This window comes from Isoptericola sp. NPDC057559 (assembly GCF_042801555.1).
Lineage (GTDB): Bacteria > Actinomycetota > Actinomycetes > Actinomycetales > Cellulomonadaceae > Isoptericola.
Window position 1 is genome coordinate 53,149 of sequence record NZ_JBHVFQ010000008.1, and the last position, 14,112, is coordinate 67,260.

At 75.2% G+C, this 14,112-nt stretch carries 14 protein-coding genes; 9 read left to right on the forward strand and 5 right to left on the reverse strand.

What is annotated here, in order from left to right; translation table 11 throughout:
- Window positions 1-9 precede the first annotated feature (9 nt).
- Window positions 10-918 carry an NAD-dependent protein deacetylase gene (locus ACFU5J_RS10080; protein WP_430578630.1) on the forward strand — a complete coding sequence of 303 codons (909 nt, stop codon included), beginning with the start codon at window positions 10-12 and terminating at the stop codon, window positions 916-918.
- Between the two features lie 15 nt (window positions 919-933).
- Here ACFU5J_RS10080 and ACFU5J_RS10085 read toward each other — a convergent pair whose 3' ends face one another.
- From ACFU5J_RS10085 to ACFU5J_RS10105, 5 genes are all read right to left on the reverse strand, one after another.
- Window positions 934-1,293, reverse strand: coding sequence for a hypothetical protein (locus tag ACFU5J_RS10085; protein WP_430578631.1), 360 nt, complete (start codon window positions 1,291-1,293; stop codon window positions 934-936).
- Between the two features lie 30 nt (window positions 1,294-1,323).
- Window positions 1,324-2,184, reverse strand: a complete 861-nt coding sequence (locus tag ACFU5J_RS10090) for a DUF4097 domain-containing protein (protein WP_430578632.1) — start codon at window positions 2,182-2,184, stop codon at window positions 1,324-1,326.
- Entirely contained in the window at window positions 2,181-2,843 is a 663-nt protein-coding gene (locus tag ACFU5J_RS10095) for a response regulator (RefSeq protein WP_430578633.1), read from the reverse strand. The genes ACFU5J_RS10090 and ACFU5J_RS10095 overlap by 4 nt, the downstream gene beginning before the upstream one ends.
- Complete coding sequence (locus ACFU5J_RS10100; protein ID WP_430578634.1) at window positions 2,831-4,183, reverse strand: sensor histidine kinase; 1,353 nt, start codon at window positions 4,181-4,183, stop codon at window positions 2,831-2,833. The genes ACFU5J_RS10095 and ACFU5J_RS10100 overlap by 13 nt, the downstream gene beginning before the upstream one ends.
- 83 nt (window positions 4,184-4,266) lie before the next feature.
- A complete protein-coding gene (locus ACFU5J_RS10105) occupies window positions 4,267-5,085 on the reverse strand; it encodes an IclR family transcriptional regulator (protein ID WP_430578635.1) in 819 nt (272 codons plus the stop codon).
- 343 nt (window positions 5,086-5,428) lie between these two features.
- Between ACFU5J_RS10105 and ACFU5J_RS10110 the strand changes: the two genes are divergently transcribed.
- Genes ACFU5J_RS10110 through ACFU5J_RS10145 form a run of 8 tightly spaced genes read left to right on the forward strand, consistent with a single transcriptional unit; the run spans window position 5,429 to window position 14,070 of the window.
- Window positions 5,429-6,790: an ABC transporter substrate-binding protein gene (locus tag ACFU5J_RS10110; RefSeq protein WP_430576851.1), complete on the forward strand. Its 1,362-nt coding sequence runs from the start codon at window positions 5,429-5,431 to the stop codon at window positions 6,788-6,790.
- A 1-nt stretch (window position 6,791) separates the two neighbouring features.
- Entirely contained in the window at window positions 6,792-7,859 is a 1,068-nt protein-coding gene (locus ACFU5J_RS10115) for an ABC transporter permease (RefSeq protein WP_430578636.1), read from the forward strand.
- Window positions 7,856-8,764, forward strand: a complete 909-nt coding sequence (locus tag ACFU5J_RS10120; protein ID WP_430576853.1) for an ABC transporter permease — start codon at window positions 7,856-7,858, stop codon at window positions 8,762-8,764. Before ACFU5J_RS10115 ends, ACFU5J_RS10120 begins: the two co-directional genes overlap by 4 nt.
- Window positions 8,761-10,578, forward strand: coding sequence for an ABC transporter ATP-binding protein (locus ACFU5J_RS10125; protein ID WP_430578637.1), 1,818 nt, complete (start codon window positions 8,761-8,763; stop codon window positions 10,576-10,578). Before ACFU5J_RS10120 ends, ACFU5J_RS10125 begins: the two co-directional genes overlap by 4 nt.
- Before the next feature lie 23 nt (window positions 10,579-10,601).
- The gene (locus ACFU5J_RS10130) at window positions 10,602-11,735 is read left to right on the forward strand and encodes a serine hydrolase domain-containing protein (RefSeq protein ID WP_430578638.1); all 1,134 of its coding nucleotides are present in this window, start codon (window positions 10,602-10,604) and stop codon (window positions 11,733-11,735) included.
- A 51-nt stretch (window positions 11,736-11,786) separates the two neighbouring features.
- Entirely contained in the window at window positions 11,787-12,674 is an 888-nt protein-coding gene (locus tag ACFU5J_RS10135; protein WP_430576856.1) for a 3-keto-5-aminohexanoate cleavage protein, read from the forward strand.
- Window positions 12,671-13,615, forward strand: coding sequence for a 3-hydroxyacyl-CoA dehydrogenase NAD-binding domain-containing protein (locus tag ACFU5J_RS10140; protein WP_430578639.1), 945 nt, complete (start codon window positions 12,671-12,673; stop codon window positions 13,613-13,615). The genes ACFU5J_RS10135 and ACFU5J_RS10140 overlap by 4 nt, the downstream gene beginning before the upstream one ends.
- Complete coding sequence (locus tag ACFU5J_RS10145; RefSeq protein ID WP_430578640.1) at window positions 13,612-14,070, forward strand: thioesterase family protein; 459 nt, start codon at window positions 13,612-13,614, stop codon at window positions 14,068-14,070. The genes ACFU5J_RS10140 and ACFU5J_RS10145 overlap by 4 nt, the downstream gene beginning before the upstream one ends.
- Window positions 14,071-14,112: the final 42 nt, after the last annotated feature.

Below are 14,112 nucleotides of genomic sequence, written 5' to 3' on the forward strand. Positions count from 1 at the left end.
CTCGAAGGCGTGCAACCCGTGCCCCGGCCGCTCGCCCCCACCTACCAGGACCGCCGCTGGGAGCTCCCGCCGGACGCGGTGGTGCACCGCGGCACGGTGGACGACGCCGTCCGGCTGCTGCGGGGCCGCACCGTCACCGCGCTGACCGGCGCGGGCGTCTCCACGGACTCCGGCATCCCCGACTACCGCAGCCCGGACTCGCCGAAGCGGGCCCCGATGACGTACCAGCAGTTCGTGGCCGACGAGGCGTTCCGCCGCCACTACTGGGCCCGCAACCACGTGGGCTGGCAGGTCGTGCACCGCACGGAGCCGAACGCCGGGCACCGCGCGCTCGCCGCGCTGGAGGACCGGGGCGTGGTCCGGGGCGTCATCACCCAGAACGTGGACCTGCTGCACGAGGACGCGGGCTCGCGGCACGTCATCGACCTGCACGGCCGCTACGACCGCGTGATCTGCCTCCAGTGCGGGCGCGTCATCAGCCGCGCCCACCTCGCGGAGCGGCTGGACGCGCTCAACCCCGGGTTTGTCGAGTCGGTGCTCGACGACGGCGCCACCGTCGCCGACATCGAGACCGCGCCCGACGCGGACGCCGTCATCGAGCAGACCAGCCACTTCGTGCCCGCGCCGTGCGAGTTCTGCGGCGGGGTGCTCAAGCCGGAGATCGTCTACTTCGGCGAGAACGTGCCCCGCGAGCGCGTCGAGCGCGCCTACGCGCTGGTGGACGACGCCGACGCGCTGCTCGTGGCGGGCACGTCGCTCACCGTGATGAGCGGCCTGCGGTTCGTGCGGTACGCCGCGAAGGCGGACAAGCCCGTCGTCATCGTCAACCGCGGCGAGACGCGCGGCGACCCGCTCGCCACCCTCAAGGTGGACGACGGGGTCACCGAGACGCTCGTCGCGCTCGCCGACCGGCTCTAGACGCGGCCTGCCGGCCTACGGGGCCGCGACCAGCCGCGAGCCCGCGAGGGCCTCGGCGTCGATCAGGCTCCCCTCGCCGCCGGCGACGACGGGGAGCGCGCCGCGCGCCAGCCCTCCGAGGTAGACGCCGGCCTCCTCGCCCGCCTCGGCGACGTCCGCCTTGCGCCGGCGCACGTCGATCCGCGAGACGGTGACGGCGTGCTCGCCGCTGGGCAGGTGCAGCACGGCGGGCTGGCCGACGCGCACGCGCCCGGACGTCACGGTGCCGGTGAAGACGTGCCCCCGCGTCGGGACGACGAAGACGGTGTCGACCACCAGCTCGAACGGCTCGTGCGGCCCGTCGGCGGCGGCGCCCCGGCGCGAGAAGATCCCCATGGCCGAGGACGATAGCCGCAGGCACCCCGGTCAGTCGGCCAGGAACGCCACGTCCCCGTTGGACGACCGGATCTGCACGGTGCGGTCCGCGGCCGGGTCGGTGGGACCCTCGACGGTCCGGTCGCCGTTGGACGTGTCGATCGTGAGGCGCACGGGCTCGCCGTCGCCGACGACGGTGACGTCGCCGTTGCTCGACTCGGCGCGGACGTCGCCGGTCACGCCGGACACCTCCACGCGCCCGTTGCTCGTCACCGCCTGGAGGCTCCCGTCGACGCCGGTCACCTCGATCGACCCGTTCGACGAGGTCGCGACGACGTCGCCGCCCGCCGCGCGGTCGACCGTGATGTCCCCGTTGGACGTGCCGGCGTCCAGGCGGGCGCCGGTGCCGGTGGCCTCGACGTCGCCGTTGCTGGAGCGCAGCTCGACGTCCCCCGCGACGCCGGCGGCGAGGACGTCCCCGTTGGACGTGCGCACCACGACGGCGGTGTCGGCGGGGAGCGTGACGGCGAGCTGGCCGGCGCACCGGCCCGGGACCCACTGCCACCCCTGGCACTCGTGCGTCAGGACGAGCCGGTCGGAGCGCTCGTCCGCGCGGTAGGTGGGGCTCGTGAGGCCGCTGCGCGCGATGCGGTCGACCTCCACGTCACCGCCCTCGGCGGCCTTGACGGTCACGTCGCCGTCGGCCACCAGCTCGACCGTGCCGACGGGGGCGTACGTCTCGTGCTGCGTCGTCGTGCCCGCCACGGCGCGGTCCACGAGGAACAGCGCGCCCCACATCACGGCCAGGACCGCGACCACCGCCCCGAGGACCAGCAGGGCGCGGCCGACCGGGCTGCGGTGCGGCTCGGGCGACGCCGGGGCGGGAGCGGGCGGGGTGCCGGTCGTGGTCATGGTCGTGCTCCGTTCTGGTCGAGCCAGCGCAGCACCGCGAGCACGCGGCGGTTGTCGTCGGCGTCGGGCGGGAGGCCGAGCTTGGTGAGGATGCTGGTGACGTGCTTCTCGACGGCGGGCATGCCGACGACCAGCCGGTCCGCGATCGCGGTGTTGGAGCGCCCCTCGGCCATGAGCGCGAGCACCTCGCGCTCGCGCCGCGTGAGCTGGTCGAGGTCGGAGCGTCGGCTGCGGGCGATGACCTGCGTGACGACCTCGGGGTCGATGACGGTGCCGCCGGAGGCGACGCGCGCGAGTGCGTCGAGGAACGCGTCGACGTCGGCCACCCGGTCCTTGAGGACGTAGCCCAGGGCGTGCGCGCCACGGGCGAACAGCTCGGCGGCGTAGCGCTGCTCCACGTACTGCGACAGCACGAGGACCGGCAGGTCGGGGTGCAGGCTGCGCAGGTGCAGGGCCGCCCGGAGCCCCTCGTCGGTGTGCGACGGCGGCATGCGGACGTCGGTGACGAGCAGGTCGGGCAGGGCGGCTCCGGGCCGCGACAGGGCGGCGACCAGCTCGTCCGCGGTGCGGTGGCCGGTCACCGTGTGCCCCTCGGCCACCAGCAGGCGGGACAGGCCGTCCAGGAGGAGCACGGAGTCCTCCGCGATCACGACGCGCACGGCACCTCCACGGTGAGCCGGGTGCCCGCACCGGGCGGGCTGGTCAGGTCGAAGCGGCCGTCGAGCGCGGCGACGCGGCCGCGCAGGCCGGCGAGGCCGCTGCCCGGGGCGGGCTCGGCGCCGCCCCGGCCGTCGTCCTCGACGACGACGCGCAGCCGGGCGCCGTCGTCGGTGACGTCCGCGCGCACCCGCGCCGAGCGGGCGTCGGCGTGCTTCGCCACGTTGGTCAGCGCCTCGGCGACGACGAAGTAGGCCGCGGCCTGCGCGGCCGACCCGGCGCGCTCCAGGCCGGCGCCCGCCTCGACGCGCACGGGGACCGGGCTGCGGGCGGCGAGCGCCGACAGCGCGGCGTCGAGGCCGCGGTCGTCGAGGATCGCGGGGTGGATGCCGCGCACGAGGTCGCGCAGCTCGGCGAGCGTCGCCTTGACCTCGTCGTGCGCGTGCTCGAGGGCGGCGGCCGTGGCGGCGGGGTCGCGCTCGGCGAGCCGGCGGGCCACGCCGAGCTCGACGCCGAGGGCGACGAGCCGCTGCTGCGCGCCGTCGTGCAGGTCCCGCTCGATGCGGCGGCGTTCCGCGTCCGCGGCGGCGACCGCCTGGGAGCGGGTCTCGGAGAGCACGACGGCCCGCTCGCGCGCCGCCTCGGCGTCGTCCTCGGCGTCCCGCGCCCGGGCCCGCGCCAGGTCGGCCGCGGACGGGCCGAGGCAGGCCTGCGCCAGCCACAGCACGAGCCCGCCGCCCGCCTGCGCCACGGCGGCCCCGAGCCACACCAGGAGCGCGGCACCGACGGCGCCGAGGACCAGCGCGACCGGCCACGCGAGCCCCGCCTCGCCCGCCGCGCTCCCCACGCCTCCCCGCGCCGCCACGACGACCAGCGCGACCGCGCCCGCGGCGCACGCCACGACGACGACGAGGAACGCCAGGGACACCAGCAGCCCGACCAGCGCGTACGCGGCGGCGGCCCACGCCCGCCCGTCGCGGAGCGTCGCGCGAAGCCCCGCCCACGACCGGGGCAGGCCCGGGAGAGCGGGCGTCGGGGCGGGCACGACGACGCCGGTCTGCGCGGCCAGCCGCGCCCGCTCGACGGCCGCGAACGCGCGGGCCGCGGGCAGCGTGACCCCGAGCGCGACGAGCCCCAGCCCGAGCGCGGGGACGAGGGCGGACGACACCAGGACCAGCACCCAGACGACCGTGCCCGCGCTCGCCAGCCACACCGTCCCGACGGCCAGCAGCGCGACGGCGCGGACCGTGGCCGGGTCGACGGGGGCACGCAGCAGCCCGGCCCGGGAGGCGAGCCCCGGGGCCGGGTCCGGGGCGCGCCCGGCGGCGTCCGTGCTGGTCATGCCATCGACCCTAGGCGCCGCTCCCCCGTCCCGGCAGGCGGCCGGCCCACGGGCCGGGGTAGGGATCCCCCGACCCGCGGCGGCTACCGCACGACGCTGCGCGGCCGCGCGATGGTCTCGGCGGCGTCGCGCACCACCTCGCCGAGCGCCTCGAAGCGCTCCTCGGTGAGCCGGCCGCCCGGGCCCCAGACGCTCACCAGCGCCAGGGGGTGGCCCCGGGAGTCGAGCACCGGTGCCGACACCCCGAACGCGGACGCCTCGAACTCGCCGCGGCATACGCCGAAGCCGCGGCGGCGCGTCAGCTCCAGCTCCTCGTCGAGCGCGTGCCGGTCGGTGATCGTGCTGTCGGTGTACCGCTTGAGCCGGCCCCCGAGCAGGGTCCGCGCGGACTCCGCGGGCAGGAAGGCGAGCAGCGCCTTGCCGGTGGACGTGGCGTGCAGCGGCACCACGCGGCCCTTCCAGGTCGCGGCGACGACGGACGTGGGCGCCACCTCGTCCACGTAGGTCAGCCGGTCGGCCCGGAACACCGCGAGCGCTGCCGTCTCCCCGGTCTGGAGGGAGAGGCGCTCCAGGACGGGCCGCGCCGACCCGACGAGGCTGTCGACGCTGGCCACGCCGGCGAGCTCGACGAGCCCGACGCCGATCTGCCACTGCCCGGTGCGCCGGTCGCACGCGACGATGCTCTCCGCCTCGAGGGTGGTGAGGATCCGCCAGGCGGTCGCCCGGTTGAGGCCGCAGGTCGCGGCCAGCGCGGCCACGGTGGCGTCGCCCGGCCGGGCCGCGCGGGCGACCGCCCGCAGCAGGGCGACGGCGCGGTCGACGGACTGCACCCGACCGCTCCGGCGACCGGTCTCGACGTCGCTCTCGCCGGCGTCGGCCGCCGCGCTGATCTCCGCGTTCACCCGTTCACCATCCTTTGACTCGCGCTTGCCTTCTGCTCCGGTCGGGCTTGACTCGCCGACCCCCCGACCATATGTTCGCATCGCTCAACGATGTGCTCATCATGCGAACAAGGAGAGAACAATCTACAACGGACTCGGTCCGGGCGGCCGCGGGATCTCGCGGCGAAACGTGCTCCGTCTGGCCGCGATCGCGGCCGCTGGAGCGGTCGGCGGCGGCGCGCTCGCCGGGTGCGGCGCCGTACCCGCGCCACCCGACCCAGGTGCGGCACGACGGCGCGGAGGCACCCTCAGCCACGGCGCCACCGGGGGCGGTCTGTCGGACACTCTCGACCCGCACTTTCCCGTGACCACACCGGACATCGCCCGGGTGAACAACCTCTACGAGCCGCTGCTCTTCTGGGACTCGGCCTACGAGCTGGCCCCCGCCCTCGCGACGGCGGTGACGCCGAGCAAGGACGCCACCTCATGGACGGTCGAGCTGCGCCGCGACGTCGTCTTCCACCACGGCAAGACGATGACCGCCGAGGACGTCATGTTCACGATGGCGCGCATCACCGACCCGAAGACCGGCGCCGCCGGTCCCCTCACCGACGTCCTGGACGTCAAGGGCTCGCGCGTCCTGGACGACCACACGATCCGGTTCGCGCTGAAGCAGCCGTACTCCGTGTTCGACCAGCTGCTCGCGGAGTACACCGCCGGCATCGTGCCGACGGACTTCGACCTGGCGCACCCGGTGGGCACCGGCGCCTTCGCCGCCGACACCTTCACCCCCGGGCAGATGAGCCGCTTCACCCGCCACGACGACTACTGGGGCGACCCGGCCTGGGTCGACGACCTCGTCATCTACGACTTCGCCGACGACGCCGCGAAGGTCAACGCGCTGCTCGCCGGCCAGGTGCAGAGCATCGACAACCTGCCGACCTACCTCGTCGACGCGGTCGCCGAGCAGGGCGCCTCCGCGCTCGTGTCCGAGACCGGGGCATGGATGCCGTTCACCATGCGCGTGGACACCGAGCCGTTCTCCGACGTGCGGGTGCGCGAGGCCCTGCGGCTCGTCGTCGACCGCCAGCAGATGATCGACCAGGCGCTCGGCGGGTACGGCTTCGTCGGCAACGACCTCTACTCCCCCTTCGACCCCGCGTACGCCGACGACCTGCCGCAGCGCGAGCAGGACCTCGACAAGGTGCGCTCCCTGCTCAAGCAGGCGGGCCAGGAGGACCTGCAGGTCGAGCTCGTGACGTCGACCGCCGTGGGCGCCGGCGGCGTCGAGGCCGCGAACCTCTTCGTCGACCAGGCCCGCAAGGCCGGGATCGACGTCCGGCTGAACAAGGCCGACCCGAACACCTTCTACGGCGAGCAGTACCTGCAGTGGCCGTTCGCGCAGGACTTCTGGGTGACGCGCAACTACATCCCGCAGGCCGCGTCGTGCGCGCTGCCCAGCGCGCCGTACAACGAGACCCACTTCGACGACGCCGAGTTCCAGGACCTGTTCGACCAGGCCACCCGGACCGTCGACGAGGAGCGGCGGGGCGAGCTGCTGCACCGCTGCCAGGAGATCGAGCACGAGCGCGGCGGGCTCGTCGTGTGGGGCTTCAAGAAGCAGGTCGACGGCTACTCGAACCTCGTGCAGGGCTTCGAGCCCGACCGCTACCTGCCCAGCGGCGGCTACAAGTTCCACCGCGTGTCGTTCGTCGAGGGGGCATGAGATGACCACCGCACCGCCGCAGGACGACCCCGCCGCCGCCCCCGTCGACCCCGGTCCCGTCGCGACGCGGCCGGCCGACGCCCCGCGCCCCCGCCCGGCCGCGCTGGCGTGGACGCTCTGGACCGCCCGCCGCCTCGGCCTCGCGGCGCTCACGCTCTGGCTGGTCTCCGTGCTGGTCTTCCTGGCCACGGCCGCCCTGGGCGACCCCGTCAAGGCCATCCTCGGCAAGGAGGCCGCCACCAACCTGGGCCGCGCCGAGCAGATCCGCGAGCAGCTGCACCTCGACGAGTCGCTCTGGGACCGCTACTGGCAGTGGCTCGGCGGGCTCCTCACCGGCGACCCCGGCACGTCGGTGGCCAACGGCCTGCCCGTGGGCGAGCTCATCGGCGACCGCGTGGTCAACAGCGGCGTGCTGGTGCTCGTCGCCGCCGTCGTGATCATCCCCGTCTCGTTCGGCGTCGCGCTCCTCAGCGCCCGGCACCGGGGCCGCCGGCTCGACCACGGCATCCAGCTCGTCGTGCTCACGCTCGCCGGGCTGCCCGAGTTCGTCGTCGGGATCGTGCTGGTGTCGGTCTTCTCCACCGTCGTCTTCCACGCCCTGCCCGCCGTGACCATCAGCGCGGGCGGCTCGGCACCCTGGACGCAACCCGCGTCGATGGTGCTGCCCGTGGCCACGCTCGTGCTCGTGGTGGCGCCGTACGTCGTGCGGATCATGCGCTCCACGCTGCTCGACGTCCTCGACAGCGACTACGTCGAGCTGGCGCGCCTCAAGGGCGTCCCCGAGCGCGTCGTGCTGCGCCGCCACGCGCTGCGCAACGCCGTCGTGCCGGGCATCCAGGTGATCGGCCTCCAGCTCGCCTGGCTGGCCAGCGGCATCGTGCTCGTCGAGTACCTGTTCTCCTACCCCGGCATCGGCGCCAGCCTCGTCGACAGCGTCCGCAACAGCGACGTCCCCGTGGTGCAGGCCCTGGCGATGATCGTCGCCGCCGTCTACGTCGTGGTGAACCTGGTCGCCGACGTGCTGTCCATCCTGTGCACGCCCCGCGAGAGGACGGCGATCAGCTCATGAGCGTCACCGACGCCCGCTCCACCGGCCCGTCCGCCGGCACCTCCCCCGACACCTCCCCCGACACCTCTCCAGGGGCCGCGCACGCCCCCGCCCGGCGGTGGCCGGCCCTGCGGCAGCCGCGGCTCGTCGTCGGGGCCGTGATCACCGCCCTCGTCGTGCTCGTCGCCGTCGCCGGGCCGTGGCTCGCGCCGCACGGCGAGAACGAGATCACCGGCGACCCCTACAGCGGCACGGGCGTGCTCGGCACCGACTACCTCGGCCAGGACGTGCTGTCCCGCGTGCTGTACGGGGGCCGGTCGGTGCTCGTCGTGGCGCTGCTCGCGACCGTCGTCGGCCTCGTGCTCGGCGTGCTCGTCGGGATCCTCGCCGCCTACGTGGGCGGCTGGTTCGACGAGGTCGTGATGCGGCTCAACGACGCCGTCCTCGCGTTCCCGCAGATCCTGCTCACCCTGCTGGTGCTGTCCACCGTGGCCCAGCCGACGTCGTGGCTGATCGTGCTCCTCGTCGGGGTCTCCCACGCGCCGCGCGTCGCCCGGGTGTCGCGCGGGGTGGCGCTCGGCCTCACCCGCCGCGACTTCGTCACCGCGGCGGAGGCGCTCGGCGAGCCGCGGCTGCGCGTCGTGGTGCGCGAGGTGCTGCCCAACATGAGCGGCCCGCTGCTCGCCGAGGCCGGCCTGCGGCTCACCTACTCCATCGGCATGGTCGCCGGGATCGCGTTCCTCGGGTTCGCGACCGACCCGGGCGCCGCCGACTGGGGCCAGATGATCAACGAGAACCGGCTGGCCCTGCTGGTCCAGCCCTGGGGGGTGCTCGCGCCCGTGCTGATGATCGGCCTCTTCGCCGTCGGCACCAACGTCATGGCGGACGGGATCTCCCAGCTCACCTCGAAGGGAGGCGACCGATGACCGCCACCATCCCCCTGGAGCCCCGCACGACCGCCGACGACGGCGCCGTCTGCACGGTCCGCGGCCTGCGGGTCGCCCTCACGGGCGGCGCGAGCGCCGGCGTCGACGTCGTCGACGGGATCGACCTCACCCTGCGCCCGGGCGAGGTCCTGGGCCTCGTGGGCGAGTCCGGCTCCGGCAAGACCACGGTGGGCACCGCCATCCTGGGCCACGCCCGGGCCGGCGCCGCCATCGACGCCGGCGAGGTCGTCGTCGACGGCCACGAGCTGCTCGGCCTGCCCGAGGACGAGGTGCGGTCGCTGCGCGGCGAGCACGTCGCCTACATGCCGCAGGACCCGGCGTCGGCGCTCAACCCGAGCATCCGCATCGGCCGGCAGATCGTCGAGCTGCTCGAGCTGCGCGGCATCGACACCCCGGCCGGGCGGCTGGCCCGCGCCCGCGCCGGCCTGGCCGAGGTCGGGCTGCCCGACGACGACGCCTTCCTGGCCCGCTACCCGCACCAGCTGTCGGGCGGCCAGGTGCAGCGCGCCGCGCTCGCGATGGCGTTCCTGCCCCGGCCGAAGGTGCTGGTGCTCGACGAGCCCACCACCGGGCTCGACGTCACCACCCAGGCGATGGTGCTCGAGACCATGCAGCGGCTGTGCGCCTCGCACGGCGTCGCCGCCCTGTACGTCACGCACGACCTGGCGGTGATCGGGAACGTCGCCGACCGGGTCGCGGTGATGTACGCGGGGCGCGTGGTCGAGCTGGGCGGGCGCGAGCAGGTGTTCACCAACCCGACCCACCCGTACACGCGGGCGCTGCTGGACGCCATCCCGCACGTCGGGCAGGCGCGCGCCCTGGCCGGCATCCCGGGCCGCACGCCGCCGCCCGGGCGCCGGCCCGGGGGCTGCCGGTTCCACGACCGCTGCCGCTTCGCGACCGACGCGTGCGCGACGACCGAGCCGGTGCCCGTCACCCTCGGCACCGACCACTGGGCGCGCTGCCTGCGCACCGCCGACCTGGGCCCGTGGGACATCGACCTCGGCCGCGTGCCCGACGCGGACCCCGACGCCGAGCGCGACGTCGTGCTGTCGGTGTCCGGGCTGAGCGTCTCCTACGGCCGCACGCAGGTGGTGCACGACGTCTCCTTCGACCTGGCCCGCGGCGAGTGCGTGGCGCTCGTGGGCGAGTCGGGCAGCGGCAAGACGACCATCTCCCGCGCCGTGGGCGGGCTGCACGCGCAGTGGACCGGATCGGTCGTCTTCGACGGCCACGAGCTGGCGCCCTCGGCGCGCCGCCGCACGGCGGAGGACCGCAAGCGGATCCAGTACGTGTTCCAGAACCCGTACCTGTCGCTCAACCCGCGCCAGACCGTGGAGCAGATCGTGCGCCGGCCCATGGAGCTGTTCGGGATCGCCCGCGGCCGCGAGGCCACCGACCGGGTCGTGGAGCTGCTGGACGCCGTCGCGCTCGGCCCCTCGGCGCTGCGCCTGCGCACCGACCGGCTCTCGGGCGGGGAGCGCCAGCGCGTCGCGATCGCCCGGGCGCTGGCCGCCCAGCCGGACGTGCTGGTCTGCGACGAGATCACCTCGGCGCTCGACGTGTCCGTGCAGGGCTCCATCGTCGAGCTGCTGGAGCACCTGCGCACCCGGCGCGGCATCGCGATGCTCTTCGTCACCCACAACCTCGCGCTGGTGCGGTCCATCGCGGCGCGGGTGGACATCCTGTCGGCCGGCCGGCTCGTGGAGTCGGGCCCGGTCGTGCGGGTCATGGAGCACCCGCAGCAGGAGTACACGCGCACCCTGCTGGCCCACACGCCGCGCATCGACTGACCACGAGACCGGAAGGAGCCGCCGTGCCCGAGCAGACCCTCGCCACGACGCGATTCATCGACCCGCACCTGACGCCCGAGGGGCAGCCGGCGATGCCGCACGTGCGCGTGCCCGCCCCCCGTCCCGCGCCGCTGCCCGCCGCGCCCCGCGACCTGCGCGTGGAGGTGGCGGGCGCCGGCCACCTCGCCGACCTGGACCTGTGGCGGGCGGAGACCTACGCCACCAGCCTGCTCGTGCTGGACCGCGGCCACGTGGTGCACGAGTGGTACGCCGACGGCCTCGGCCCGGGCACCCTGTTCCTGGGCGCGTCGATGACCAAGTCCCTGCTCGCCACGCTCGTCGGCGTCGCGGTGACCCGCGGGGACCTGCGCCTGTCGGACCGCGTGGTCGACCACGTCCCCGAGCTGGCCGGGTCCGGCTACGAGCCGTGCACCGTCACGGACGTCGTCACGATGACGACGGGCCTGGACTGGGTGGAGGACCACCGCGACCCCGACGGGCCGGCCAGCCGCCTCGTCCGCTCGTTCCGCACCGGAGGGAGCAGCCGCGCGCTGCTGCGCGAGACCCGCCCCAAGTTCCTGCCGGGCACGCAGTGGGAGTACTGCACCGCCGACTCCCAGGTGCTCGACTGGGTGCGCGAGCGCGCCACGGGCGCCCCCTTCGCCGACGCGGTGGCCGCGCTCTGGGCCGACCTCGGCGCGACCGACGGCGCCGTCGTCGGCGTGGACGGCGACGGCGTCGCCATGGCCGGCGGCGGCGTCGCCGCCACCGCCCGCGACTGGGCCCGCGTCGGCCTGCTGGCGCTCGACGGCCGGGTCGGGGGCACCCCCGACGGAGATCGCCTGCTGTCGCCCGCGTGGGTCGACGGCGCCGGCGTCCCGCCCTACCCGTTCCTCGCCCCCGGCCGGCTGCCGAGCGCGTACACCACGCACGCCGGGTACGCCTGGCACTGGTGGCCGACGGACGCCGAGGGCCGCACGCTCGTCGCCGACGGCAGCCACGGCCAGTTCACGCTGGTGGACCGCGCCGCCGGCGTCGTGGTCGTCAAGACCTCCCTGTGGCCCTACGCCGACGCGTGGGAGGACCGCCACTACCGCGACCTCAGCTACCTGGGCCTGCAGGCGATCGCCGACGCCGTCGTGCGGTCGCGCCCCTGACCTGCCCGGCCGACAGACCCACCCGTCCCCGAAGACCCCCGAGAGGACACCATGAACCGCAACGTCATCATCACCTGCGCGCTCACCGGCGCCGGCGACACCGTCGGCCGGTCGGAGCACGTGCCCGTCACCCCGGAGCAGATCGCCCAGGCGGGCATCGACGCGGCCCGTGCCGGCGCCGCCATCGTGCACGTGCACGTGCGCGACCCGCGCACCGGCGCCCCCTCGCGGGAGACCGCGCTCTACCGCGAGGCCGTCGAGCTCCTCCGGGCCAGCGACGTCGACGTCGTCGTCAACACCACGGCGGGCATGGGCGGGGACCTCTACCTCGACCCGAAGGAGCCCACCACGATCCTGCCGGGCACCGACCTGGTGAACGGCGTGGAGCGGCTCAAGCACGTGGGCGAGGTGCGGCCGGACATCTGCACGCTGGACTGCGGCAGCCTCAACTTCGGCGAGGGCAGCCTCGTCTACGTCAGCACGCCCGACATCCTGCGCGACGGCGCCCGCCGCATCCAGGAGCTCGGCACCCGCGTGGAGATGGAGATCTTCGACACCGGCCAGCTCGTCTTCGCCAAGAAGCTCGTGGCCGAGGGGCTGATCGACTCCCCCGCCATGTTCCAGCTGTGCATGGACGTCCCCTACGGCATGCCCGCCGACCCGCGGCTGCTCGCGACGCTGGTCGACCAGCTCCCCGAGGGCGCCGTGTGGTCGTCGTTCGCGCTGGGGCGCATGCAGCTGCCGTGGGTGGCGCAGTCCGTGCTGCTGGGCGGCCACGTCCGCGTGGGCCTCGAGGACAACCTGTACCTGCGCAAGGGGGTCAAGGCCACCAACGCGCAGCTCGTCACGCAGGCCCGCACCATCATCGAGGCGATGGGGGCGCGGGTGGCCACGCCCGACGACGCCCGCGAGATCCTCGCGCTGGGGGGCCGCCGGTGACCGCGCGCGTCGCCCCGGACCAGGTGCGCACCGTCGCGTGCGTCGGCGCCGGCGTCATCGGCGGCGGATGGGTCGCCTACTTCCTCGCCCACGGCTACCGGGTCCGCGCCTGGGACCCCGCGCCCGACGCCGAGCCCCGGCTGCGCCACCTCGTGGACGCCGCGTGGCCCGCGCTCACCGAGCTCGGCCTCGCCGACGGCGCCGACCGCGCCCACCTCACGGTCTGCGCCACCCTGGCCGAGGCCGTCGACGGCACCGACCTCGTGCAGGAGAGTGCGCCCGAGGACCTCGAGCTCAAGCGCCGGCTCCTCGCCGACATCGACGAGGTCACGGCCCCGCACGTCGTCGTGTCCTCCTCGACGTCCGGCTACCCGATGACGGACATGGCCACGGCGTGCGCCCACCCGGAGCGCATGGTGGTCGGGCACCCGTTCAACCCGCCGTACCTCATCCCCCTGGTCGAGGTGGTCGGCGGCGAGCGGACCGACCCCGACGCCGTCGCGTGGGCGTCCGAGTTCTTCGCCGCCGCCGGCAAGTCCGTGATCACCATGGACCGCGAGGTGCCGGGCTTCATCGCCAACCGCCTGCAGGAGGCGCTCTGGCGGGAGGCCCTGCACATGGTCGAGGCCGGCGAGGCCACGGTGGAGCAGATCGACCGGTCGATCACGGACGGGCCCGGCCTGCGCTGGCCCTTCCAGGGCCCGATGCTCACGTTCCACCTGGCGGGCGGCCAGGGCGGCATGGCGCACATGCTCGACCACTTCGGCCCGTCCCTGCTGTCGCCGTGGACGCGCCTCGACGCGCCGGAGCTCACGGGTGCCCTGCGGGACGCCGTCGTCGCCGGCTGCGACGACGCGGCCGACGGGCGCACGGTCGACGAGCTGGTCGCCGAGCGCGACCGCCGGGTGGTCGCGCTGCTGCGCGCGAAGGGCGCCGCGTGAGCGCGCCGGGCCCCGTCGCGCTGCCGCCGTGGCGCGAGCCGGTCCGCGACGAGTGGATCGACTACAACGGCCACCTCAGCGAGGCGTACTACGTGCTCGTGTTCGGGCACGCCACCGACGCCGTGATGGAGCAGCTGGGCCTGGGCCCCGGGTACCGCGCGGCGCACGACGCCTCGCTGTACACGGTCGAGGCGCACGTGCGCTACCTCGACGAGGTCCCCGCCGGGGCCGGCCTCGAGGTCCGGTCGAGCGTCGTGGGCGCCACGGCCAAGGCGCTGCACCTGTGGCACGAGATGTGGTCCGGCGGCCGCCTGCGCGCCACCGAGGAGGTGCTCGGCCTGCACGTCGCCGGCGGGCGGTCCGCGCCGTTCCCGCCGGACGTCGCCGACCGGGTGGCGGCCGTGCTCACCGAGCCCGGTCCGGACACCGGGCGGTCGGTCGGCCTGCGGCGCTGAGCCGCTCGGCGGCGGCCGCCGAGCGGCCCGCGCCGGTGGTTG

What these genes read in the sequence shown, in the direction of transcription:
- ACFU5J_RS10135 (WP_430576856.1), top strand. Translation starts at nt 11,787, where the DNA reads ATGAACCGCAACGTCATCATCACCTGCGCGCTCACCGGCGCCGGCGAC.
- ACFU5J_RS10115 (WP_430578636.1), top strand. Translation starts at nt 6,792, where the DNA reads ATGACCACCGCACCGCCGCAGGACGACCCCGCCGCCGCCCCCGTCGAC.
- ACFU5J_RS10125 (WP_430578637.1), top strand. Translation starts at nt 8,761, where the DNA reads ATGACCGCCACCATCCCCCTGGAGCCCCGCACGACCGCCGACGACGGC.
- ACFU5J_RS10120 (WP_430576853.1), top strand. Translation starts at nt 7,856, where the DNA reads ATGAGCGTCACCGACGCCCGCTCCACCGGCCCGTCCGCCGGCACCTCC.
- ACFU5J_RS10085 (WP_430578631.1), bottom strand. Translation starts at nt 1,293, where the DNA reads ATGGGGATCTTCTCGCGCCGGGGCGCCGCCGCCGACGGGCCGCACGAG.
- ACFU5J_RS10090 (WP_430578632.1), bottom strand. Translation starts at nt 2,184, where the DNA reads ATGACCACGACCGGCACCCCGCCCGCTCCCGCCCCGGCGTCGCCCGAG.
- ACFU5J_RS10100 (WP_430578634.1), bottom strand. Translation starts at nt 4,183, where the DNA reads ATGACCAGCACGGACGCCGCCGGGCGCGCCCCGGACCCGGCCCCGGGG.